19 protein-coding genes are annotated in these 23,206 nt (G+C 52.9%); 12 read left to right on the top strand and 7 right to left on the bottom strand.

Annotation, left to right across the window (positions count from 1 at the left end):
- The first annotated feature begins 216 nt into the window (after positions 1-216).
- The 6 genes from hflX to K3T82_RS15045 all read left to right on the top strand — a co-directional run bounded on the left by hflX (position 217) and on the right by K3T82_RS15045 (position 7,221).
- On the top strand, positions 217-1,578 hold the full coding sequence (gene hflX, locus K3T82_RS15070) for a GTPase HflX (RefSeq protein WP_236031161.1): 1,362 nt from the start codon (positions 217-219) through the stop codon (positions 1,576-1,578).
- A gap of 221 nt (positions 1,579-1,799) precedes the next feature.
- Positions 1,800-3,545 (top strand): NADPH-dependent assimilatory sulfite reductase hemoprotein subunit, encoded by a 1,746-nt coding sequence (locus K3T82_RS15065; protein ID WP_220194260.1) that lies wholly within the window; start codon positions 1,800-1,802, stop codon positions 3,543-3,545.
- Between the two features lie 129 nt (positions 3,546-3,674).
- Positions 3,675-4,391, top strand: a complete 717-nt coding sequence (locus K3T82_RS15060; protein WP_220194259.1) for a precorrin-2 dehydrogenase/sirohydrochlorin ferrochelatase family protein — start codon at positions 3,675-3,677, stop codon at positions 4,389-4,391.
- Positions 4,373-5,173: a uroporphyrinogen-III C-methyltransferase gene (gene cobA, locus K3T82_RS15055; RefSeq protein ID WP_220194258.1), complete on the top strand. Its 801-nt coding sequence runs from the start codon at positions 4,373-4,375 to the stop codon at positions 5,171-5,173. Before K3T82_RS15060 ends, cobA begins: the two co-directional genes overlap by 19 nt.
- A 305-nt stretch (positions 5,174-5,478) precedes the next feature.
- A complete protein-coding gene (locus K3T82_RS15050; RefSeq protein WP_220194257.1) occupies positions 5,479-6,315 on the top strand; it encodes a hypothetical protein in 837 nt (278 codons plus the stop codon).
- A gap of 90 nt (positions 6,316-6,405) precedes the next feature.
- Positions 6,406-7,221, top strand: coding sequence for a hypothetical protein (locus K3T82_RS15045; RefSeq protein WP_220194256.1), 816 nt, complete (start codon positions 6,406-6,408; stop codon positions 7,219-7,221).
- A gap of 68 nt (positions 7,222-7,289) precedes the next feature.
- Here K3T82_RS15045 and K3T82_RS15040 read toward each other — a convergent pair whose 3' ends face one another.
- Positions 7,290-8,198: an aminoglycoside phosphotransferase family protein gene (locus K3T82_RS15040; RefSeq protein ID WP_220194255.1), complete on the bottom strand. Its 909-nt coding sequence runs from the start codon at positions 8,196-8,198 to the stop codon at positions 7,290-7,292.
- Between the two features lie 202 nt (positions 8,199-8,400).
- On the opposite strand from K3T82_RS15040, the gene K3T82_RS15035 reads away from it, so the two are divergent.
- A complete protein-coding gene (locus K3T82_RS15035; protein ID WP_220194254.1) occupies positions 8,401-9,651 on the top strand; it encodes an acetate/propionate family kinase in 1,251 nt (416 codons plus the stop codon).
- A 136-nt stretch (positions 9,652-9,787) separates the two neighbouring features.
- Here K3T82_RS15035 and K3T82_RS15030 read toward each other — a convergent pair whose 3' ends face one another.
- Positions 9,788-11,734, bottom strand: coding sequence for a S9 family peptidase (locus tag K3T82_RS15030; protein ID WP_220194253.1), 1,947 nt, complete (start codon positions 11,732-11,734; stop codon positions 9,788-9,790).
- A 285-nt stretch (positions 11,735-12,019) separates the two neighbouring features.
- Between K3T82_RS15030 and K3T82_RS15025 the strand changes: the two genes are divergently transcribed.
- Positions 12,020-12,787: a YtxH domain-containing protein gene (locus tag K3T82_RS15025; RefSeq protein WP_220194252.1), complete on the top strand. Its 768-nt coding sequence runs from the start codon at positions 12,020-12,022 to the stop codon at positions 12,785-12,787.
- Between the two features lie 95 nt (positions 12,788-12,882).
- Here the strand turns inward: K3T82_RS15025 and K3T82_RS15020 are convergent, their stop codons facing one another.
- The 4 genes from K3T82_RS15020 to K3T82_RS15005 all read right to left on the bottom strand — a co-directional run bounded on the left by K3T82_RS15020 (position 12,883) and on the right by K3T82_RS15005 (position 16,720).
- Entirely contained in the window at positions 12,883-13,557 is a 675-nt protein-coding gene (locus K3T82_RS15020; RefSeq protein ID WP_220194251.1) for an HAD family hydrolase, read from the bottom strand.
- Positions 13,558-13,712: 155 nt separating this feature from the next.
- On the bottom strand, positions 13,713-14,351 hold the full coding sequence (locus K3T82_RS15015; protein ID WP_220194250.1) for an RNA polymerase sigma factor: 639 nt from the start codon (positions 14,349-14,351) through the stop codon (positions 13,713-13,715).
- Positions 14,352-14,777: 426 nt separating this feature from the next.
- Positions 14,778-15,719 (bottom strand): Rieske (2Fe-2S) protein, encoded by a 942-nt coding sequence (locus tag K3T82_RS15010; RefSeq protein ID WP_220194249.1) that lies wholly within the window; start codon positions 15,717-15,719, stop codon positions 14,778-14,780.
- 38 nt (positions 15,720-15,757) lie between these two features.
- A complete protein-coding gene (locus K3T82_RS15005; RefSeq protein ID WP_220194248.1) occupies positions 15,758-16,720 on the bottom strand; it encodes a class I SAM-dependent methyltransferase in 963 nt (320 codons plus the stop codon).
- Between the two features lie 243 nt (positions 16,721-16,963).
- On the opposite strand from K3T82_RS15005, the gene K3T82_RS15000 reads away from it, so the two are divergent.
- From K3T82_RS15000 to K3T82_RS14985, 4 genes are all read left to right on the top strand, one after another.
- Positions 16,964-17,857, top strand: a complete 894-nt coding sequence (locus K3T82_RS15000; protein ID WP_220194247.1) for a mechanosensitive ion channel family protein — start codon at positions 16,964-16,966, stop codon at positions 17,855-17,857.
- A gap of 194 nt (positions 17,858-18,051) precedes the next feature.
- Positions 18,052-19,437, top strand: coding sequence for a dihydrolipoyl dehydrogenase family protein (locus K3T82_RS47710; protein ID WP_220194246.1), 1,386 nt, complete (start codon positions 18,052-18,054; stop codon positions 19,435-19,437).
- Between the two features lie 85 nt (positions 19,438-19,522).
- On the top strand, positions 19,523-20,491 hold the full coding sequence (locus K3T82_RS14990) for a diacylglycerol/lipid kinase family protein (RefSeq protein WP_220194245.1): 969 nt from the start codon (positions 19,523-19,525) through the stop codon (positions 20,489-20,491).
- A 50-nt stretch (positions 20,492-20,541) separates the two neighbouring features.
- Complete coding sequence (locus K3T82_RS14985) at positions 20,542-21,405, top strand: phosphatase PAP2 family protein (RefSeq protein ID WP_220194244.1); 864 nt, start codon at positions 20,542-20,544, stop codon at positions 21,403-21,405.
- Between the two features lie 66 nt (positions 21,406-21,471).
- On the opposite strand, the gene K3T82_RS14980 is transcribed toward K3T82_RS14985, so the two are convergent.
- A complete protein-coding gene (locus K3T82_RS14980) occupies positions 21,472-23,034 on the bottom strand; it encodes an MDR family MFS transporter (RefSeq protein WP_220194243.1) in 1,563 nt (520 codons plus the stop codon).
- Positions 23,035-23,206 lie beyond the last annotated feature (172 nt).

Raw genomic sequence — 23,206 nt, 5'->3', positions numbered from 1 at the left:
TTCCATACTATTCGTCTCTACGTTGTTCGTGATATTGACGAATACTTTTCACCACTGTACTCGCCCTGAGAGCTCCTACACAGACACGTTTATCATAGCCCCGATATGGCCCAATACATAAGGAGCTTCCAATTGCGTCAATCGCAGAAATCAATAAATGAACAGACAACTACACCCCATATGTCGCGAGTTGGAGAGCGAGAGATAAGGAGAGACATGACCGAACAATATAACGCCAACGAGACTACATACGACGAAAAGCCTATGAAAGGGCTACTGGCGGAGGCCCCCCGCCGTGCAATCCTGGTGAGTATTGATACTCCAGAGAATGACTGGCCCGTAGATGAATCATTAGACGAGTTAGCACAACTCTCTCAGACCGCAGGCATCATCTGCGCGGACCGCATGATCCAACGCCTCCAGCATCCACATCCCGCGACTGTAGTTGGCACAGGCAAGGTTGAGGAGATTGCCGAGCTTGCGAAGTTCCATGATTGCGATGCTGTGATCTTTGACCTTGAACTCAAGCCCGTCCAGCATCGCAACCTTGAACGCGAGCTTGAAATGCAAGTCCTCGACCGCACCGCGCTCATTCTGATCATCTTTGGTCAGCGTGCACGCACACGTGAGGGCCGTCTACAGGTTGAATTGGCTCAGATCGAGTATGATCTGCCACGCCTGGCTCGACAGTGGTCTCACCTCTCGCGCCAGCGCGGTGGCACGCAGCAGCGCGGTGAAGGTGAGAAGCAGATCGAGGTTGACCGCCGTTTGCTACGCCGCCAAAAGGACCAGCTCCTTGAGGATCTGGAACAGGTGCGAACTCAACGCCAATTACACCGGGATCGGCGCAAGTCTAACGGCGCGCCAGTCGTGGCCCTGGTAGGCTACACCAACGCGGGTAAGTCAACCCTGCTCAATCGCCTCTCTGGAGCGCATAGTTTCGCCGAGGATAAGCTCTTCGCAACCCTTGATCCAACGACGAGACGCGCGCGCCTGGAAGGGGGACAGGAATTCCTGCTCACCGATACTGTTGGCTTTGTCCAACGCCTTCCCCACACCCTGGTCGCGGCCTTCCGTGCCACACTAGAGGAGGTCAACGCCGCGGACCTGCTGATCCATGTCGTCGATGCCTCGCATCCACATGTAAATCATCAGATCAAGGCTGTTGAAGAGGTGCTGGAAGAGATCGGGGCGGGAGGAATGCCCATGGTCATCGCGCTCAACAAGTGTGATAACCTTGATCCCGATGCACCCTTGCCAACCCTTGAGGGAATCGCAAGCGCCTTACCACAGGTGAAAGTATCAGCCTTACAAGGCAGCGGTATTGAGGAACTATTGCGCTGCGCCAGCCAGACGCTCATCAGCCAATTCGTGCCGCTAGACGTGCTCGTCCCTTATGATCGTGGAGACCTTGTTGCTCAGTTCCATCAGTATGGCACTATAGAGTGCGAGGAGTATGAAGAAAAGGGAACACACCTGCGCGGTTACATGCCTGAGAACCATAGCAGCCCTTTCCTCGCGTTCCGCCTGCCCTCCAAGGCAACTTCCCCCCGTACACGCAAGCGCGTCACGGCATAGGAGATTGAAAGGAAAGAGAGGTTTGGCCCAGCATTGCTGGGCCAAACCTCTCTTTCCTTTAGGGATTGAGCGGAGGCTCACCAGAAAAGATTCTCACAGGAATGGTTGACATAGGCACATTTAGCGTCTATATTGTAAGCAAGATCCTATTTTGTTGATCTACTATATCAACATTTATGCAGACGGATGATTGCGGGATTTCTTCGCAGAAGGGGTAAGCTATGGCAACCGGTCATGAGGGAGAGAAGACAACCGACTTAAAGCACCTTGGTCCAGGTGAAGGCAGTAAAGTCGAGCATATTAAGCTTGAAAGTCAGCACTTGCGCGGCAAAATCTCCGAGCAGCTTCAGGCTGAAGGCCCACGCTTCACTGAGGACCAGACACAGCTTATCAAGTTCCACGGTATTTATCAGCAGGAGGATCGAGACGCTCGCCAGCAGCGCAAAGCAGCTCATACTGAGAAGGCCTACCAGTTTATGGTGCGCTCGCGCATTCCAGGCGGCGCGCTTACGGCTGAACAATATCTCACTCAGGACGAAATTTCCGAGCAATACGCCAACGGAACGCTCCGCATCACCACACGCCAGAGCTTGCAGCTACACGGTATCCTCAAGGGGGATCTCAAGAGCTCTATCGCGGCCATCAATCAATCGCTACTGAGTACCCTCGCGGCCTGCGGTGATGTCAACCGCAATGTTATGGCCTGCCCCGCACCTATCAGCAACCGTGCTCAGGCTCGCGTGCAGGAGATAGCACACGCCATCGCGATGCGTCTCGCGCCACGCAGTACCGCCTATCATGAGATCTGGATTGACGGTGAGAAGGTCGAGACTATCGCCGATGAGAAGGAGGTCGAGCCAATTTATGGAGCGACCTACCTGCCCCGTAAATTCAAGATCGGTGTGGCTTTCCCCGGCGATAATTGCATTGATATCTATACGCAGGATGTTGGCCTCATCGCGCGCCTGGAAGGCGAACAGTTGGCGGGATTTACCCTCGTCATTGGCGGCGGTATGGGTATGACCCACGGTAAGAGCGAGACCTATCCTCGCCTCGCCGAACCGCTCTGCGATGTGACGCCAGATGAAGCGTTAAACGTCGTCGAGACCATTATGACCGTTCAACGTGACTACGGCGACCGCACGAACCGTAAGCATGCTCGTATGAAGTACGTTGTCGAGGAGCGCGGCATCGATTGGTTCCGTCAGCAGGTTGAGGAGCGTTTGGGCTACCAGCTCCAGGCAGCAAGCCCGGTACATATTCATGCGGCTGAGGACCATCTGGGCTGGCATCAGCAGGCTAATGGCAACTGGTTCCTGGGGCTACATGTCCAGAACGGGCGCATCCATGACAAAGAAGGGCTTCGCCTGAAGAGTGGGCTACGCGAAGTCATCAAGCGCTATCGTCCCGAGCTACGACTCACAGCGCAGCAGAACATCATGTTACTGGACATTCAGGAAGCGGACCGTGTGGAGATTGAGGCACAGCTTCATTCCTATGGTATCGAGACCGATCCCACAAAGGTTGGACACTATCGCTTCGCTATGGCCTGCCCGGCACTACCAACCTGTGGGCTGGCTCTGGCAGAGGCCGAACGCGCGCTCCCAGATATTGTACAAGCGCTTGAGGAGCCACTGCGAGCACTGGGCCTGGACGGCGAGCCCTTGAGCATGCGTATGACAGGCTGCCCCAACGGCTGCGCGCGTCCATACATGGGAGATATTGGCTTTGTGGGCCGCTCCAAAAACCTTTACAACATCTACGTTGGAGGGGACCTGCTCAATACGCGCATGAACACGCTCTATGCGGCCTCTGTTCATACCGAAGACCTTGTCGCGGCCATTGAGCCACTGCTGGCATTCTGGAAAGCGGAACGCCACCCACAGGAAGGCTTTGGGGACTTCTGTCATCGCGTAGGAATTGAGCGGCTACGTGACGAAGCGGCCTCACCATCGCTGCTTCATTAGTATTCCTATCGATACTCTAGTCCATTCATCTCCCACAGTCCGGCAATGGCGCCGTTGCTGTGGAGCCACTTTCGAGTTAGATTCAGCCTACTACGGTGGGGTCTATCATCCTTCGTCACAGGAGCAACCATGCCCGGCTATTACCCTATTATGCTCAATATACGCCAGCGTCCAGCCCTTGTCATTGGCGGCGATGCTATAGCCGCCACGAAGGCTACCTCTCTCCTGGACTGTGGCGCGTATGTTACTATCCTCAGCCCTTCTTTCGCGCCCGAAATCGAGGCCCTGGCTCAGAAGTGGGAATCCCAAGTGACGCTGCGTCCTAAAGCTTTTGAGCCTGGCGATCTGGCAGGCGCCTTCGTCGTGGTTGCCGCGACTACAGATCAACAGTTGATCGAGGCCATCTGGCAGGAGGCGCAAGAGCGTGGGCAGTTGCTCAATATCGTCGACGTCCCGGCCTACTGCAATTTCATCTTGCCATCGATCCTACGCCGTGGACAGCTCACTATCACTGTCTCAACTGAGGGCGCCAGCCCCAGCCTCTCCAAGCGCATACGTCAACAGCTTGAAGCACTCTTCCCCTCCACGTATGACCTCTATCTACAAGTGGCGACGGTCGCACGGAAGCTCTTGCGCGCACATGGAGTCTCCTATGACCAACGCGATGACTTCTTTGGTGTGTACTACGCCTCTCCGATCCTCCAACAACTTGAGGCGGGCACGCATGATGAGGCAATATATATAACCATCGAATTGCTTAAACCCTATGGTATTAACGTAACCATAGACACCTTTATACAGGAGTTACAAGAAGGGGGGCACGCGATATGGAGCAAGCACGCCTAGGCAAGGTATTTCTCATGGGGGCCGGACCTGGCGACCCGGAACTAATCACGGTCAAAGGTCTCCGCTGCTTACGCAAAGCAGATATTGTTCTCTATGACCGCCTCGCCGCTCCCGAACTCCTGGAAGAGACACACTCCTCGGCGCTCCGTATCTTCGTGGGCAAGGAACCTCACCACCATACATTCAAGCAGCATGAGATCAATGCTCTGTTGGTTAGCTACGCGCGCGAGGGAAAGCTTGTGGTCCGTCTCAAAGGCGGCGATCCCTATGTCTTCGGGCGTGGTGGAGAAGAAGCTCTGGCACTCCAGCAAGCTGGTATCCCCTTCGAGATCATTCCTGGCATTACCTCAGCCATCGCTGTGCCCGCCGCCGCTGGTATCCCGGTCACGCACCGCGCTTACGCCTCATCTTTCACCATTGTCACAGGACATGAGGCCAGTTCCCCAGATGAGGGCCACAACGTCAACTGGGAGGCTCTGGCTGCTCTGGGTGGAACCATCGTTGTGCTCATGGGCGTACGCGCTCTCCCGCGCCTTACCCAACGTATGATAGAAGCCGGAATGGACTCACATATGCCCGCCGCCATCATTCAAGAGGGAACCACCAGCCAGCAGCGAACTCTTGTGGCGACGCTGGCTAGCATCGCCGACAAAGCGCGCGAACAGCAGTTCGCCAATCCCGCGCTCACCATCATTGGCGAGGTGGTCTCGCTCTCTCAACAGTTACAAGAGCTTACCGCGCATCCCGAGATCCAAAACCTATTCCTCTCCCGTGCCTCATAAGCGATCGGGCTTCACTACCTTACCAATAATGCGCGTAATACACAGTGAGGTTCGATAAAAACTGTCATCCATTGTGAGCCATTTCATTGATCTTTACCAATCGTTAGGCTATAATCGATTGGTACGATGCTGAGACATCGGCCCATACCCCTATGGTTGCCCTTTTTAGGGAGGAGTATTGTACAAGCCCGAGTCATTCATAGCCGCGTTTTGCCAGTCATTTTACATCATTCCCTTATAATTCACGTGCTCCTCTCACCAACCAATGCAAGCGGGCTCTTTACCTTAATGGAGGTTTTTTTCTCATGGATGCCCTTAAAGAACGAAAGAATCGTTACTTTATTCTCTCCGCTGGAGGTGCACTTGTTGCGTTTCTCTCCTTCCTGCTTTTTGCCTTCGCGAACCTCGATTTAAAAGCTGCTGAGGATGGGGTAGTGTTCAATATGAGCCTTCCCATCAATGCGACACTACTCAGCGCGCAATCAGGCGCCATCTGGCTAAGCGAACTGCTTGCCCTGGCGGCAATCATCGTATGTGGCCTGATCATCTATCGAACGCACCCATTCGGACGCCAGATACCTGAAGATACACAGATAAAATGGGCTCTCTACGGCTTAATCGGAGCCGGGGTGCTAGCCCTACTGATCCAATATCTATGCGTCAGTGGCCTCGCCTCTGGTCTAAAGAGCAATCCCGTCATCTGGAACACAATCTTTCCCAATACATCCAATGCCAATAGTTTCTTAGAGATGGCCAATGACCCCAAGATGAACGTTAGCGCAAGCTATGCCATTGGCTCCTGGCTTTTCCTGCTTGGGATGCTCATAGTCATTGGTGGCGCGGTCCTGGAAATCGTGCAACGATCGCCAAAGGCCATTCAAACTCAAGTCCCTTATGGACAGGGCTATCCCGCTAATCCTTATGATCAGGGTCAGCCAGCCTATCCACCACAGTATCCCCAGGGAAGCTCAGGACAATACCCTTCACAGGTTCCTCCTACGCAGGAGGCTCCTACAGGCTATGGGAATAACTATCCGCAGTATCCTACCATGCCTCAGCAGCCATTTCCTACCGCGCCGCAGCAATCAGGGCAACAGTATCCTAGCTATCCCGAGCAACAGCCACCAGCAGGGTATCCCTAAAAGACATGCCTATCATATCGTTTATGCCACTAACAACGATGCGCGCCATAAGGTTACTATCCTATCCAAAAAGAAGAGGTATATTGCCGCATGCAGACACTGACACAACCCCATAACCGCCCGTACCTGATCGCAGCAGGCGGTGCCATAGTAGCGCTTGTCGCGTTTCTTCTTCCCTTTGCTCATATCCAGGTCATCTTCAGAGATAGCTCTTCGTTCCTGGGTATTAGCTCAACATCAAGCTCGACGTCGGTGCAGGACCTAAACGGGTTTAAGCTCAGTGCCCTCAATGGAGCCGCCTGGATTGATGTCTTGCTCATTGTGCTCATTCTAGGGACCGTAGCCCTGCTCATTTATCGTAGCCAGAATCCCTTTGACACCACCAGGGCTAACGCTGAAACCCAGGCTCGCTGGGGACAGTACGCCTTGATCGGCCTGGGAGTTGCCGGACTGATCTATCAATTCATTATGCCCTCAATCGCCTCGACTGGCATAAGTACATTCCTCGACGCCATCAGGTCAGCTGTCGCTTCCCTGGGAAGTAGCGTTTCGTTCAACCTCAATTATAATGCCGAGTCCACCCTGCTCGTGGGCGGCTGGATCTTTGTTCTGGGTATGCTCGCGGTTATTGCGGGTGGCGCGCTGCCACTCATTCCACGCTCGGCGGTACAGCCATATGGGCAGGTGGGACAATATCCTCCCGCAGGCTATCCGCCGCAATCGGGTCAGTACCCGTCCTATCCACAATATCCCCAGGAGGGTCAATATCCACCACAGGCACAATCGGGCCAGTATCCGCCACAACAGTACCCAACTTATCCGCAGCAGCAGTCGGGACAGTATCCGCCACAACAACAGAATCAGTATCCTCAATATCCGCAGTATCCTCAGCAGCCACCACAGTAGTGGCCCTGGGGATCTACAAAAAGGATGGGAAGTACTCATGCAGACAGAGTACTTCCCATCCTTTTGTCTCAAGCAAGCGGAATACCAGCATGTAGATCGCGCAGCACCATGCGCGCAACACGTAGCCAGTGCTCAGCTACCGAACGTTCATGCAAACGAAGCGACCACTCCACCTGCCGCACCAGCATATGTGCCAGATAAACGCGTAGAGCAGATAGACCAGATTCCTCACGCGCTATCAGCCAGAGTTCCTGTACATACCCTCCATCATCACCATACATGAGATGATTACTATAGCTGTAGAAGAGGAGCGTCACCAAGTCAAAAGTAGCATCGCCTCCCAAACAACCATCCCAGTCAATCACACCACTGATTTCATCATCATGCACCAGGATATTGTGAAAGTGGAAATCAAGATGCACGATATCGGCACGATTCTCTACCGCGTCAGCATGAGTACGTACGATCTCCTGGCAGCGGGCAAGAAGTTCAACGCTGGCAGTCGAATGCTGACGCAATGTATCAAGGATACAGAAGCCATCACCCCCAACCAGAACAGTTTCGACAACCGGCGTAGGCCAGTTACAAGGCAAACACAAGCCACTTGCCTGACCACGCTGCAAGGTGTTCAGTTTCAGGAGGCGCTCAAGTTGTTCTCGCTGCCTCAGAGCCTCCAACGGGATTCCTGGCAGGGCTTCTTGCAGGCTATAGGCCAAGGCTTCGGTCGCGCCAACACAGGCATAACGTGGCGCGGGATAGCCCAATTCGTATAAGCAAGCTATTACACGCCCAATCTGCTGGAGCATCTCTACTTTATCTGGCGAGGTATGTTTCAGGATATAATTAGAGCCATCTTCTCCCTCAACGTAAAACGCCCCCTGTTCACCTCCCTGGCAACGCTCACGCAAACGTGCGTCCAGATGATGGCACGCATTAATTGTCTTGATAATGTTCTCGGCTTCGCTTATGGTAAGCATCCTATGCTCCTCCTTGCCCACAGGATAGCATAGATTACCTGACACGGGTTGTCAGGTAATCTATGCTATCCATCCCACTAAGATGCAGTCTATGCAAGGCTACTCATCAGACATTACATTATACTGGTATAGTACAAAGACATCTGCAAGCGTTTCTATTTCAGGGGAAAACAGATAATGTAGGGCTAAAAGCAGGAGGGTTATGAAAGTACTGATTATGAATGCCGGATCAAGCAGTCAGAAGAGTTGCCTATATGAGATTGGGGAGAAGTTGCCCACTACGGCACCAACGCCCTTGTGGAGCGGCTCCGCCGATTGGACAAAGGAGGTTGGCAAAGTAGAGCTCAAGGCCAAAACCTCCTCGGGCAAGCGCTATGAGCATATCATCTCCACCAGAGAACGCACACAGATCATCCATGAGCTACTTTCCACCATGTGGGAAGGGGAGACACGTGTCATTGAATCCTCCTCTGAGGTCGCGCTGGCGGGACATCGCGTTGTACATGGAGGGTCGCACTATCGTGAAAGCGTGTTTATTACCCCCGAGGTCAGGCAAACCATAGAACAGCTTAAAAGCTTCGCCCCACTACATAATCCGGCGAATCTTGAAGGCTTTATAGCGGTTGATGAAGTCTTTGGTAACATTCCCCAAGTAGCTACCTTCGATACAGCTTTTCATAGCACACTTCCACCTCAGAGCACCATCTATCCCCTGCCCTATGAACTTTATGAACAGGGTATACGGCGCTATGGCTTTCATGGCATCAGCCATCAATACTGCTCACGACGTGCCGCCGAAATTCTTCAGCGCTCTCAACAAGGGCTGCGCCTGATTACCTGCCACCTGGGCAATGGCTGCTCATTGGCAGCTATTCGCAACGGCAAAAGTATCGAGACGACGATGGGCTTTACCCCCCTGGAAGGGCTGATGATGGGAACACGGTCAGGAACTATAGACCCAAGTATCTTGCTCTATCTGCAACGCGAGCACGGCTATGATACCACACGCCTGGAAACGCTGCTAAACAAGCAGTCAGGTCTACGTGGTATCTCTGGTATCTCTGGAGACCTGCGCCAGGTCATGGAAGCAGCCCAGAATGAGGAAAACGAGCGAGCCCGCCTGGCAATCGATATCTATATCTACCGCCTGCGCTACTTTATTGGCGCGCTGGTTGCGGTCCTGGGCGGATTAGATGCTCTGCTCTTCACAGGTGGCGTCGGCGAGAACGCGGCGGAGATTCGGGCACGCACCTGCACGGGCCTCGCCTTTCTCCATCTCAAAATAGATGACCAGAAAAATAATTCTTCACCCGTTGATGCGGATATCGCCCACCCGGACTCGTCCGCGCGCGTTCTCATTGTGCATACCGAAGAGGACTGGGAGATCGCGTGCGAATGCTGGCGACTCGCCCAGAGCCAACCCGCGCTCAAAGTGCTCCTCTCCCATCCATAGCTTTTTCTCAAAGGGGGTCATATGCTTGCTTGCCCAACAATAATTCAAGCGAGTGGCAAGCCATTCATTTGCCTGTGCGCAGCCGCCTGAGAGGCTCAGACGTCGCACAGGCGGCATTGGCAAATGTGTTTCTTAACTAGAGGTACTTCTCTAGCCAGCGCAAGATACGCTCCTCAATATCCAATATATGGGAGCGACCACGGATGCCATGTCCTTCGCCTGGATAAAGCACAGCTTCTACCGATACGCCGCGATCCATCAACGCACGCGAGAAGGCGTATGCCTGATTTACCGGGCAGACGGTATCCTTCTCGCCGTGCAGAATAAGCGTTGGCGTATTGACCTTGCCTGCATAGGTCAATGGCGAGTGGTGACGATAAACCTCGGGATGATCTAGCATATCAGCCTTCAGGAAGTGACGATCCCAGTCAGAGAGCTTCGATTCAGCATGGAAGCTATGCCAATCAGTAATACCAGCACCCACAATAGCTGCGCGGAAACGGTTGGTCTGCGACACAGCCCAGGCAGCCATAAAGCCGCCATAGCTCCAACCTGCGATTCCTATCCGACTAGGATCAACCATGCCTTCAGTGACCAGGTACTCAATGCCAGCCATAATATCCTGAAAGTCTTTGCCGCCCATGTCTCCAATGACGGCATCGGCGAAGGCGACCCCACGACCCCAGCTTCCACGCACATTTGGGCGGAAGACGGCATAACCAGCGGAGGCGATAAGCTGCGTCCAGAAGAGTGAGGCATCATCAACCCATAATCCGGAGGGGCCACCATGTGGCAGCACAACCAGCGGCGGGTCGCCCTCAAACTTACGCACCAGGGGATGAGTAAAGAGCGCATCGATCTTCCAACCATCCACACTGGTATAGCTGATGCGCTCACTTGATGCCAGAGCATAGGTAGCCTCAAAGACAGCGCTCAGATGAGTCAGGCGTCGCCAATCAATGCGCGGCTCCCCTTCCCGTTCAATCTTTCCGTACCAGACGTCATAAACCTCTCGCTGCGAAGAGTGAATCGCGGCACATGTGGCCCCACCCGGTCCAAGCGAGACATGGCCCATCTGCACAGGAAAGTCATGTTCGATGATCGTCGTGCTCCCATTCTCACTATTCAGCACTCCACATATATAAGTCAGACCCTTCGCGGCAGTGAAGAAAAGCTGATTCGTCCCCTGAAGCCACTGACACCAGTGAATGCTATACTCCACCTCAGGCATCAAGTTGCGCACCTCACCATTCCCATTCAGATCCAGCGCAAATAGATCACCAGCACCGTGACAGCGGTCGCTCCAATCACCCGAAACATATGCCAGCTGCATACCATCAGAATGCCAGGTAAGATTACTGGCCTGCCTATCTAGCAACGTAAGCTGACGAACCGCGCCACCATCAGCGGGAACGGTTCCCACCTGACCACCATACCAACCATTCTCATCAGGTAACGTCGAGTAATAGAGCGCCAGTAAGCTGCTATCAGGCGACCAGGCAAACTCCCAAACGCTTAACTCAGGTGAAGTCACGGGCTGGGGAATCGAGCTCTCAGGATAGATAGTCCAGAGACGGCGGTGGCGACCATGGCTAAGCACAATAGGATCTCGACTCGGCCCTTCACCCTCCAAAGAAATAAAGGCCAGGGACGACCCATCAGGCGACCACTCCAAATCAAGGATGCCATTTGGCATGAAGCACACTCGCTGCGGAGTTCCCCCTCTCACGTCAATCATATATAGCTGAGGCTTCTCCCTATCTCCCTCAGCAACTCCACTAAAGGCGATCCGCTTGCCATCTGGAGACCAGCGGGGCATGCTGGCGCTTTTGAGTTCGCGGAATAGAGGTGTAGGACGCGCACGGGGAATATCCAACGATAACATCCAGATCTGACTCCGTCTCTGCTCCTCTTCTCCCACATATTCAGAAATACAAAAGACAAGCTGTTTGCCATCTGGGCTCATACGTACATCTCCAGGTGTACGTAGCTGTAAGAGAGCGCCAGGACCGATAGGAATACGTGTTCCGGGAACAGTGTTCCCCGCCTGCTTTCCAGCAATAGAAGTAGAAGAATCTTGCATAACGCCATATGCTCCTTTTTCGATCTTGAATCACACTTTAGAAGTATAGCAAAAAAACGTCAGGCATTTTACCCCGCCGTGTATCGTGAAACTAGCAGCTTATCTCATGCGTGCTCTATATAGCTATACATCAAGGTTTACACGTACAAGTTTCGTAAATCTCCATTGAGGGAAATATCTGATTAATGGGCAGATAATGAACCTCCCCAGGCCGCATAAGCCAAGATACCTGGGTTAATCACGTGAGAAAGTACGAAAAGAGATACAGGTAAAGGAGGGAAAGTGATGGCAATTCGCTTTGACAAGGGTCAGAAGGAGGCCAAAGAGCAGAGCAAGAAGGCGAAGCATATGGTCAATAACCTCAAAGGCACGGCCCAGACACAGTATGGCAAAACGAAGGACACAGCCAAGGCAACATATAGCAATGTGCAGGATGGCGTAAGCGTTGGCATAAGCAAGACACAGGCGGCGTTACTTGCCGGGCTGGGAATTGCTCAAGGGCTCATTACGCTCAATCAGAAGAAAGCCGAGAAGCGTCTGAAGCAAGCGCGCAAAGATGCTCGCAAGACGATGAAGCACGAAGTACGCCCACGCTGGAAAAAGGCTCAAGGCACACTATCTTCGAAACTTGATACCGCACAGAGCGCTCTGTCAAGCGGCATCGAAAACGCACAGGATATCATCACTCACAATACCAGGCAAGCACAAAAGAATCTGATGCGAGCCCAGAAGAACCTGACGAAATCGTACAAGAGCATGCAAAGCGCGGCAGTCCCCGCCATCTCCCATACCGTTGATGCCTTTAGCAAAGGTTCCAAGCAGGCTGGGCAGAGCTTGAATCAAGCCGTCAGCAACGTGGCGGACTTTAAGGATTCCGTACAGGGACAATACAAGCACTACCAGCGCAAGCGAGCGCGCGCGCGTACGCTCTTCCGTTTCGGATTGGTCGTAGGTGTGATCCTGGCGCTCCTCTATGCGCCTTATCCTGGCTCTGAGGTGCGTGAGCGCATCGTCGAGCAGTGGCGCAAATATCGCTCTAGCTTCGGTCTCTAGGTAAGCCAAGACGCCCTGGATTATGATCTGGGGCGTCTTTTTTATGCTTTACCGTCAGATGCCAGAGAGGGTAAGAGGGTTTACAGATGGGTATTTTAAAAGCCTTGCTTCAAAGGGGATGTATCAAAGTGAGCCAGAAGGTTGGCGGGATCATTATAGATCGCAATAGCTCCCTGAAGATCCTTGTCGCTCCAGCCGCCACAACGAAAAGCAATGGTCTTGATCCCCGCTTTCCCTGCGGCTTCAATATCATAAGCGGTATCACCAAACATCAGTGTGTGAGCGGGATCAAAGCCACTGCGTTGCAATGTCGCGTTTATAATATCAGGGTCAGGTTTCGACTGGCTGGCATCTTGTGATGAGGTCTGCTCCTCAAAGTATTTTGAAGCCTGAGTATCAATGACTCGTAGTAACGTTTGTAATTCATCTGGCTCGGCGGAGGTCGCGATGGCGAGTCGCAGCCTCTGCTCACGTAAGTGCTGGAGCAGTTCCCTCGTCTTAGGAAAAGCGCGCAAGTGAGGCACGTAATCATGCAGGAAGATTTGCTTACGCATACTCGAAATGCGCTTCCCCTTCTCACTCTCTTTCTCAGTTCCCGCAACCTCGGGTAAGACTTTGTCTCCACCCATGCCAATAAGCGGTCTTACCTGCTCAAATGGGACGTGAATATCATTCCGTTCTAGAGCCCTAACCCATGCCTTGGCATGCGCATCGTTGCTATCGATAAGTGTCCCATCAATATCCAGAATAACAGATTGAACCTGCTGCATACATTCTCGCCTTACGCTCTCATACGACGACTCCCGGCAGTGGAACCCATCGCCCACCTTCTCCTCTTTTACGCCTTTTTATATGGTGCCTGGAGGCTAGCAGGCAACAACGGAGCTTGCGGATCTTTCTCTTTATCTATCGAAGGACACCGCGCTTAGCTCACGTATGTCGCTTGCAAGCGGGGAGCCAGAACTTTGCGTAGGAGATTCTTCGCTCGGTGGAAGTAAGTCTTGGCAGTCGCTTCGGGCATACTGAGTGACTGCCCTATCTCCGAGAAGCTGAGCTGCGAGATATAGCGCAGCAAAACGACAGAACGAAACTTCGGCGGGAGCGATTGAATAGCTTCTTGAAGCATATCTTGCATATCCAGGCGCTCCATCTCTTCCTCTGGCAAGGGATTGGTGTCAGGTATTTCACTTAACAGCAAAGACTCACTCTCTCCATTGTCACCGGTAGTTTCAAGCTGAGAGAACTGGATAGCATAGCGGCGTCTTCGCCTGAGTTCGTCAATGCAGCAGTTGCGCGCCACCTGGAAGAGCCAGGGCTTGAATGGCTCACTCGTTCCCAGACGCGGTAAAGAGGTATAGAAGCGCACAAATACCTGTTGCAGAATATCACATGCCTGGTCGTAATCGCCCAGGAAGTGATAAATAAAATTGAATAATGGTGTATTGTAGCGATGCACCATTACTTCAAATGCACGCCCATCACCTGCGAGAACCATATCCGCAAGCATAGCGTCTGTCATCTCTAGCGAAGGCTGATTGGTGATGTGCTCTTGATTATATTGCACGCTTATCCTCCTCTTTACTCTCTAGTCAACCACGGTGCAAACATCTCTATGTTTGTACTAGCTTCCTGCTATTTTTCCGGTCACGCAATTTGTTCTCTGTAATTAGGGTATACTCTCCTAGCAAGAAAAACAATAGAAATTGCATTGGATAAGCACTACTATATTCAGTTATAATCAGATCCTAACCTAGAAAATTTGAATCTAAGACGTTTCTTAATCTTTACAACCATGTAAGCCCTACTTCATAAGCCATGCATTAAAAGTACAGCAATAGAGAGTGGCAATATAAGCGGCGGGCGAAGGAATATAAGGTAGAGGTTATGTGGGCCAGAGGAAAGATTAGAGAAGATGAGAAAGGGCAAGCATAAAGAGCTATGTGAATCTTCTCATGCTACGCCCTTCTCATGGGAGGCGGTTTCAAGTGGATCAGGCATGCTCGCGACGGCGTAGCTCAATCTTGCCAGCACGCACACGCACCTCGAAGGTAGGTTGCGCATACACGGCAGGACTGTTAGCAACACTGCCATCACTTATATGGAAGCCAGAATTATGCCAGGGGCAATATACGACTCCATCTTCACAATGCCCCTCGTCGAGCGGACCACCCAGGTGTGAGCAGGTCGCAGCAATGGCATACATCCGCCCATCTTGCTTCAGCAGGACCGCGGGAATTCCCTCAACATCTACTCGCGTGAGTGTGTTCTCTTGAAGCTCATCCATATCCAGCACAGGCACGAAATCCTCCGATCCACCTTCGAATGCCACGCGATTGACCCCTATCGCGTTCGAATATGCCAGATCTCCTCCAATATAGGCCGAATAGAGTGAAATGGCCGTGCCCAACGATGAGAGCGTAATCGCGGACTTACGCTGACCTGCCAGGCGTAGAACCGCTGAGCCAATATTTAGCACTGTCGCGCCACTATTGAGCAGCGCGTGCCAGACACCTGTTCGCCGTTCTAGACCATCGGTATCGGCCCAGTTAGCCGCCCCCGTCGCCGCCGATCCTACCGCGCCTGCCAGGCCAAGCCAGAGCGTGACATCAGAACTCTTAGCAATGCCCTCATCCTCGTTGGTAAGCCATATCATATCCAGCAATATGGTCGCGCTCCAGGCACCCAGGGGAAGCGATACCAAAGCAGGATGCACAGGATGGCCTAACCAGACCCCATTAAGCGCATCCTTGGTCTTATACGCAAGCTTCCCAGGCTCACCAAATAGCTTTTGGAGCCAGCTCTGTACAGGATTAGCGATTTGCTCTAACCAGGGCATACTCTCAATAAGCTCGGCATTATATTTGCGCAACGGAGGATTTTGAGGAGGGGTGTCCATCCAGCTTGCCGTTGAAGAACTCGTTTCTGCAACCATAATGACCTTGTCCTTTCCAACAAAAAACGCCTCTATAACTACACCTGTAGCCAGCAATACTCACATGGCGGGTGCATGCCTAAAATGGAGAAAGGGACCTCTGCACTCTGCCGTGTCAACACATATCGCGCGACCTCATGGTTGCGTGCATAGAATCGGCGCGCACACTCTAGGGCCGCTTCATACGAGCGGAAGCGCACATACATCTCTCGCTGATTAGACAGGGATACATACACAAATTTATGCTCCTCTAGCCAGGCACGATCCTCTATACGCGGCCAGATCAATATGATCTTGCCACCTGGGCGCGTCACGCGCTTTAGCTCAGCCAGACCAGCCTCCCCCCCTTGACCAGGGAAAGATGTAAAAGCGGAGCAGGAGAGAGCAAGATCAACACTCTCATCCTCCAATGGCAGGTCCTCAAAGTAGCCACTACAAGAAACAATACGCGCGGCTCCTGCCATTGAACTTAGCTTGCGTTCCAGAATGCGCCGCAGGCCTGGCGATGGCTCCACAGCATAGACGCGGCTGGCGCCATAACGTAAACACTCAAAAGTGGCGCGTCCACTGCCGGCTCCAATATCCAGGACATCTTTCCCACGAATATCTTGGGCAAACTGAGGAAAGATACTGGGATGCAGGTGCTCACCCTGAGTAAGTTCTTCATAGAGTTCGGGTGTCTTCCAGTAGGTCAACTCCCAGAACAGGCGATCTAGGAGCACACGCTGCGCATGCTCGATATCCTCATCCGTACAAGGATGTTGCTGCAACGCTCGCATATGTAGTCGTTGCTGTCGTGTCAGGCGACGTTGAACGCGCCAGCGAAGCATATCAGGCGCGTTCCGCAGGCTAAGCACTAGAATCTCAAAGGGAATGTTAGCTCGTTCACTCAGACATACACGCCAGAGGGTCTCATCATCAAACACTGCTAGATCACCGATCTGAAAAGGATTAGCAAAAAGTGCGCCTGTCTGAATCAGAACTTTGCTTCCAGATGCCATACGAGCCTCCTCCCTTACAGCGATGAACAAGAGGTATGACAAACCAGGGCATACTAATAATGGAGCAAACGCGCAATTTCCCCATTGCCATGTACAGCACGAAAGCCAGGCCACAAAAGTTTCTGCCTGGCTCGCTTGCCCAAAACACGACTATAAGCAATTGGCTATACTAAAATTGCCATCGAGAGAGCAATGTCTTTTCGATCCTCTCGTAGATAAAAGGTACAGCGAAAGGAGCATAGTGTGAGAACTATTGGCGACTGGGGACTGGCAATCTGGACCTCGCTAGTAGCCGTAGTGGGTAGTGTCTTCGCCTTTATCCCCAGGCTTGTAGGCTTTTTAGTCATTTTGCTTGTGGGCTATATCGTCGCCAAACTGTTGCAAAAAGGCGTCGAATGGCTTTGTCACCGTACCAATCTTGAAGCCGCCTCAGAGCGGGCAGGGCTCGCTAATCTGGAGCGACGCTTGAATACCGATATCAGCGTCAGCAGTATCCTGGGTAAAGTGGTATTCTGGTTTGTATTCTTGATCTTCCTGGTTCCAGCGGCTAATAGCCTTGGTCTGACCTCAGTAAGTGGGCTCCTTAATACCATTGTGGCCTACATACCGAATGTCTTTGTAGCTATCCTCGCTCTCTTCCTGGGTACTCTGCTATCAACATTCGTGGCTGATCTCATCCTTGGCGCTACAGCCTCGTCCAACTATGGTAACCCCAGAGTCTACGCGAACATAGCACGTATCGCTATTATCGCGCTTTCCGTGCTCCTGGCACTCTATCAGCTCCAGATCGCTCCGGCGATCCTGCAAACCCTCTTCGCCGCCATTGTGGGTGGTCTCGCGCTGGCTTTCGGTCTAGCCTTCGGCCTGGGCGGTCGTGAAACCGCGCAACGCTTACTACGGCGTGGCGAGAACCAGTTTACCGGCTCCACAATGTCGGATACTGGCGTAGCGAATACGGGTACGCAGCGCCCAACCATGGGTACGGAGGGGCGTTCTACCATGGCATCAGGACCCATGGGTGGTAGTGGATCTGGCACCATGAATCCCGCTCAGGCGGCAGCGGCAAAGCAGGCTGATGAGCAGTTGCGCCGCCGTTCATTCTCGCAACAACAATATCGTGACCAGCCGCCACGCTAACTCCTTATGAGAAAACCTGAGTGCGCCAGCACTAGCCGCAACAGCGGCGTTGATTTTCGCATAAGACCTAAGAGCGTGACACATGCAAGGTGAAAGACCTGATATAGCGCCTGTCAGCCTCCCTTGGGATATCCAGGTAGTGCTGGCAGGCGTTGTGGCTTCTCTCCACTGTTCATAAAAAGGAAGGTAGACACATGACACTAACACGCTATGATGTGATGGTCATTGGAGCCGGAGCCGCTGGAATCAGCGCGGCACGTGAAGCTGCGGCCCAGGGTATGCGTGTCGCGCTCGCCGAGCGTAGCAAACTCGGAGGGACATATCTGAACTATGGATGTGATCCAACCAAGGCCCTGCTCCACATCGCGCGTCTACGCCACCAGGCCCTTCATGCTGCTCCCTATGGCTTGCGGATTCCTGAAGTCGCTATCGATTGGCCTGGTATCCAACGTTATGTACATGAAACAATCGATAAGATTCAGGGTGGAGCACCTGCTCAGGCTCGCGAGCAATTACGCCAGTGCGGCATAGAACTACTCGAAGGTGAAGCCGAGTTTGTCTCAGAGCATGAGGTTGGCATCGGCGGCCAACTTCATGATGCAGCGCGTATCATCGTCACTGCTGGTAGTCACACTATTATGCCGACCGTAGAAGGACTGGACCATATCGGCTTCTTGACGAATGTGGAAGCTGTGTCACTTTCCCGCTTGCCACGCAGTTTAGCAATCATCGGCGGAGGCCCTATCGGAGTCGAATTCGCGCAGATGTTTCAGCGCTTCGATGTCCAGGTAACACTTCTTGACCAGGCCCCCACTCTGCTTACCAACGAAGATAGAGAGCCTGCCCTCATTTTGCATGAGATCCTCACGCAGGAAGGCATACGGATCAAGACAGGCGTCATACTTGAGCGGGCTGAGCGGGCCCTCCTGGGGAAACGCATCCACTTCCGGGATGCCTCCGGACATGCACAACAGCTTGAGGTTGAGGAGATTTTGCTGGCGACTGGACGCGAGCCAAATCTCGAGCCTCTCCATCTAGAGGCTGCCAATGTCCAAACGGCCAAAGGACGCATTCTCGTCGATGCGACTCTACGTACCAGTGCCCCTTACATCTGGGCAGCAGGGGATGTTGTCGGGACACACTTTACCCCCACGGCTTCTGCGCAAGGGATGAGAGCAGCACGCAACGCTCTGGCTCATCAGCCACAACCATTTAACATAGATATTGTTCCCTGGGCTGTTTTTACCGATCCCCCATTAGCACATGTGGGAAAGACAGAAGAGCAGCTTCGTGCGAACGGCATTCCCTATCGCGTGGCCCGTACCTGGTTTAAAGATAACACACGCGCCATTCTCAATGGGCACACAAAAGGCTTGATTAAGTTATTGATCGATGAACAAAACCAGATTCTCGGGGCTCATATCCTGGGTGAACGTGCGGACGACTTGATTACCCCTATCGTGCTGGCGATGCACAATCGCCTTAGTATTGAGCATCTGACCTCAACAACGATTCAGTACCCAACACTGAGTGTAAGCGTATGTGCAGCTGGCATTCATACGACGTTGGGGCAAGGTTAAACCTGAGGCGAACACCTCCGCTCATTCGTGTAATAAACACAGCGAGAACATATACAAGAGCCGATAGGTATAGCGGAGAAGAGCTATGCGCGCCATTTTGATTCGCAACCCCACTTCGGGAGCCTCTCCACTGGCAAACCATACTGCCAGTGAGCCTCAGGATAATATTGAGGACCACATTCTGGAAACACTGAAGCGCTTAGATATTGAGCCAGAGGTACGCTATACCTCTGAAGAGGATCCAGGCGAGGGCATCGCACGCGAGGCTGCCAGGGATGCTGTCGAGCTTGTTATCGCGGCAGGCGGTGACGGCACGCTACACTCTGTAGCGACTGGATTGATTGGAAGCAATACAGTTCTAGGTATTCTGCCTTGCGGTACCATGAACAACATCGCTCGTAGCTTGCGCATCAATGAAGATATTGAGACAGCCTGCGAGACTATCGCGCACGGGAAGACAAGTCGCATCGATGTTGGTTCAATCAATGGGCATATCTTTCTGGAAGTCGCAGGCATCGGTCTGGAGGCAGAACTTTTCCCGGCGGCGGAGGAGATCAAAAGTCCAGGCATACGTGAAACCTGGCGAGGTGTGCTCAATGGCTTAAAGGTCTTGTTTACCTTCAAACCGGAGCGCTTCAAGATACGCTTCGACGATGGGCATACACGCACCTATCGCGCGATACAAATTAGTGTATGTAATTCACCTTTCTATGGCGCACGCTTCCAGTTCGCACCTACGGCAATCATGGACGATGGGTACCTCAATGCCTTAATCTATCAAAACTTTAGCAAGCTCGAATATATCCTACATGCCATCGCTATTAGCCAGGGGAGGCGCGTCTTCGCGCCTAAAGTTAAGCGCCGCCTGATCCAGACACTTGCCATTACCTCGAAGGCGCCCGTTACTGTTCACGCTGATGGAGAACCTTTGGGTACAACTCCCGTGAACATTCATGTGGTCAAGGGCGCACTCCATGTGCGCATACCAGAGCAAATGGCATATAGCCCGAATGTGGCACAATATCAAACTATTACATCCGCTAGACGTGTCTGAAAGAAACGCTATTGATGCAATGTATCCAAATAGAGGGGAGATTCAGACGTATGCCCGTTCGCTTCAGGCTTTTCGACAAGGGGGGAAAACAAAAAAAACAAACATCAACCACAACCCCACCACATACTCCCACCGCGCCACTGCCAGACCTGACACCTGTGGTCAATGAGGCTCAACGAGTGGCGGCTGAAACCTCGTTTTCAGGACGCAAGGCGGTCTCACGTGGCACTATGTACATGGCATTCTACCTCTGGCTACTCTCAGGCGTAATCATGCTTTCATTCATCGCGCAACGCACACAGTTTTTTCCTGGCGATAGATCCATCACCACTCACCTACAGAAGCGGCGGAATCCCTGGTTACGTCGTTTCTTCTTTGGCGTGTCTGAGATTGGCTTCCCCAAATGGGCTGTACCACAAACGCTGGGTGTGGCCGGTATCTTCTGGGCCCTTCGTTTCCGTGTTGAAGCCATTTTCATCCTCCTTACAAGCTCTTCAACGCTCCTCAACGCGATTGTAAAACGCGTGATCAAGCGTCCCAGGCCCACCAATGAGCTGGTAACAGTCGTTCGCGTGATCAATGAGCCGAGCTTCCCCAGCGGACATGTGATGCACTATACCAACTTTTATGGCCTTGTGACCTACCTCCTGGCCTCCAACTGGCGCAATGGGAAATTGCGCAATGGACTTATCGCGCTCTGCCTGACGCTCATCGCAACCATCGGCCCCTCACGCGTTTATCTTGGCGCGCACTGGCCCAGCGATGTTGTTGCAGGCTATATGTATGGCGGTCTCTGGTTCGCAGGTCTCATGGCGCTCTACCTACGCGCCAAAGCCTGGATTCATCCCCAGGCAGGCAAGACCCCTGAAGCGGCCAAACCGCTCCGTCAGCCTGGCGATGAGGATAACGATTAATTCTTCACACAAAATACAAAGCCTGGAGATGCGTATATCTCCAGGCTTTATATAACAAGGATGTGTTTAACCCAGGTCCACAGAAGCAAGAGTAGGCTCAACATGCTCCTCTTCTTCGCCCTCGCTATGATAGGCATGCTCGTCGGCTCGCCCACGCGGATAGGCGAAGGCAATCAATAGAGCAACCACCGCCACGAATGCGACCATGAGGTAGACCCAGAAGAGACTCTGCATCAAAGCGCCCTCCAACTGAGGCAAGAGCTGTACGGGGAGCAAGCTACGTGATTCAGGGCGCACTAGCAAGTTCGCGGGCGAATCTTGCGTGGACAGGCTCTTTGCGAGACCAGGGTAGCGCGCGAGGATAGCCGCGAAACGAGGCTGCATCTGCCCATTGAGCACTGTACCCATGATAGCTATCGCGACTGTGCCACCCATCGTACGGAAGAATTGAGTCGAAGCGGTCGCCACACCACGCAGGTTCCAGGGTACGGAGTTCTGCACTGAGAGGATGTTAACGTTACTAATCAAGCCCAGGCCCGCACCAATAGCTATCATAGGGAATACAGCCCAGAGCGTCGGAGTCTGTGCGTTAAAGAAGGCTACGCAGAAGCTACCAGCGACCACCAGGATACCACCCAGGATAGCCGTAAAGCGATAGCCTACCCGTATCGCCAGGCGCCCACTCAGGACAGCGGCTATCGGCCAGGAAATGAGTTGTGGAGTCAGAAAGAGGCCAGCGTCGGTCGCGGAACCACCCTTCACACCTTGCACATAGAGGGGTAAGTAGGAACTCAGGCCAAACATGACCGTTCCCAGCACAACACCACCAATACTCCCCAGCGCGACAAAGCGATTTTTGAAGAGCGAGAGTGGCAGAATTGGCTCACTCGCCCGCAGTTCAGTCCAGATAAAGAGGGCAAGCAGTAGCGCGGCCACAACAAAGAGGCTGATGCTCGGTAGCGAGTCCCAGGCCCAGGTGGTTCCCCCCTGCTGAATAGCGAAGAGCAACGCGACCGCCGAGCCAGTAAGCGTGGCAGCCCCCAGGTAATCCAGGCTATGTTTCTGCCGCGTGACATTCTCCTTTAACGCGAATATAAGCAGGAGAGCCGAGATTAAACCAAAGGGAATGTTGATAAAAAAGACCCAGCTCCAGGAGAGGTTATCTACGATCAGGCCACCTAGCGCGGGACCAACGATACTGGAGAGCCCCCAGACACCACTAAAGAGCCCCTGTACCCGTGCACGCTCCTCTAGCGAGAAGAGATCGCCAATGATTGTCAGTACTAAGGGCTGGACAGCACCAGCGCCTAACCCCTGCAAAGCACGCGCCAGAATTAACTGCACCATATTCTGCGACATACCACAGGCGATTGATCCAATGAGAAATAAGGCCGTTCCAATTAAAAGTAGCAGCTTGCGTCCATACAGGTCAGCAAGCTTACCATAGATCGGGACCGTCGTTGTTGAGGTAAGCAGATAGACAGAAATAACCCAGGCATATAATGTCACTCCACCCAGTTTGCTGACGATGCTCGGCATCGCCGTTCCTACAATTGTCGTATCCAACGCGGTCAGCGCCATCCCCAACATCAACCCAATCGTCACCAGAATTCTTGCTTGCTTTGTCATCGCGACCAGAAACCCCTCTCCGTCAAGCAATACATACGCACCAATAAATTCACCTACTCAATAAAACAGCTTGGCGAGGGCAAAATATTCCTTGGCTCTGATATGCTCGCGGGGCGCTACCTACAACTCACAGAGCCAAGGAGTATCATGGCGGCTGCAAACTCAACCACCA

The organism is Ktedonospora formicarum (assembly GCF_016587355.1).
In the GTDB taxonomy this organism is placed as follows: domain Bacteria; phylum Chloroflexota; class Ktedonobacteria; order Ktedonobacterales; family Ktedonobacteraceae; genus Ktedonobacter; species Ktedonobacter formicarum.
The sequence above is the reverse complement of the archived record's forward strand: the minus strand, read 5'-3'. Positions and strand labels throughout refer to the sequence as shown.

Bases quoted from the DNA above. Each gene is read 5' to 3' on its own strand.
- hflX (WP_236031161.1), top strand. From the start codon at position 217: ATGACCGAACAATATAACGCCAACGAGACTACATACGACGAAAAGCCT.
- K3T82_RS15065 (WP_220194260.1), top strand. From the start codon at position 1,800: ATGGCAACCGGTCATGAGGGAGAGAAGACAACCGACTTAAAGCACCTT.
- K3T82_RS15060 (WP_220194259.1), top strand. From the start codon at position 3,675: ATGCCCGGCTATTACCCTATTATGCTCAATATACGCCAGCGTCCAGCC.
- cobA (WP_220194258.1), top strand. From the start codon at position 4,373: ATGGAGCAAGCACGCCTAGGCAAGGTATTTCTCATGGGGGCCGGACCT.
- K3T82_RS15050 (WP_220194257.1), top strand. From the start codon at position 5,479: ATGGATGCCCTTAAAGAACGAAAGAATCGTTACTTTATTCTCTCCGCT.
- K3T82_RS15045 (WP_220194256.1), top strand. From the start codon at position 6,406: ATGCAGACACTGACACAACCCCATAACCGCCCGTACCTGATCGCAGCA.
- K3T82_RS15040 (WP_220194255.1), bottom strand. From the start codon at position 8,198: ATGCTTACCATAAGCGAAGCCGAGAACATTATCAAGACAATTAATGCG.
- K3T82_RS15035 (WP_220194254.1), top strand. From the start codon at position 8,401: ATGAAAGTACTGATTATGAATGCCGGATCAAGCAGTCAGAAGAGTTGC.
- K3T82_RS15030 (WP_220194253.1), bottom strand. From the start codon at position 11,734: ATGCAAGATTCTTCTACTTCTATTGCTGGAAAGCAGGCGGGGAACACT.
- K3T82_RS15025 (WP_220194252.1), top strand. From the start codon at position 12,020: ATGGCAATTCGCTTTGACAAGGGTCAGAAGGAGGCCAAAGAGCAGAGC.
- K3T82_RS15020 (WP_220194251.1), bottom strand. From the start codon at position 13,557: ATGCAGCAGGTTCAATCTGTTATTCTGGATATTGATGGGACACTTATC.
- K3T82_RS15010 (WP_220194249.1), bottom strand. From the start codon at position 15,719: ATGGTTGCAGAAACGAGTTCTTCAACGGCAAGCTGGATGGACACCCCT.
- K3T82_RS15005 (WP_220194248.1), bottom strand. From the start codon at position 16,720: ATGGCATCTGGAAGCAAAGTTCTGATTCAGACAGGCGCACTTTTTGCT.
- K3T82_RS47710 (WP_220194246.1), top strand. From the start codon at position 18,052: ATGACACTAACACGCTATGATGTGATGGTCATTGGAGCCGGAGCCGCT.
- K3T82_RS14990 (WP_220194245.1), top strand. From the start codon at position 19,523: ATGCGCGCCATTTTGATTCGCAACCCCACTTCGGGAGCCTCTCCACTG.
- K3T82_RS14985 (WP_220194244.1), top strand. From the start codon at position 20,542: ATGCCCGTTCGCTTCAGGCTTTTCGACAAGGGGGGAAAACAAAAAAAA.
- K3T82_RS14980 (WP_220194243.1), bottom strand. From the start codon at position 23,034: ATGACAAAGCAAGCAAGAATTCTGGTGACGATTGGGTTGATGTTGGGG.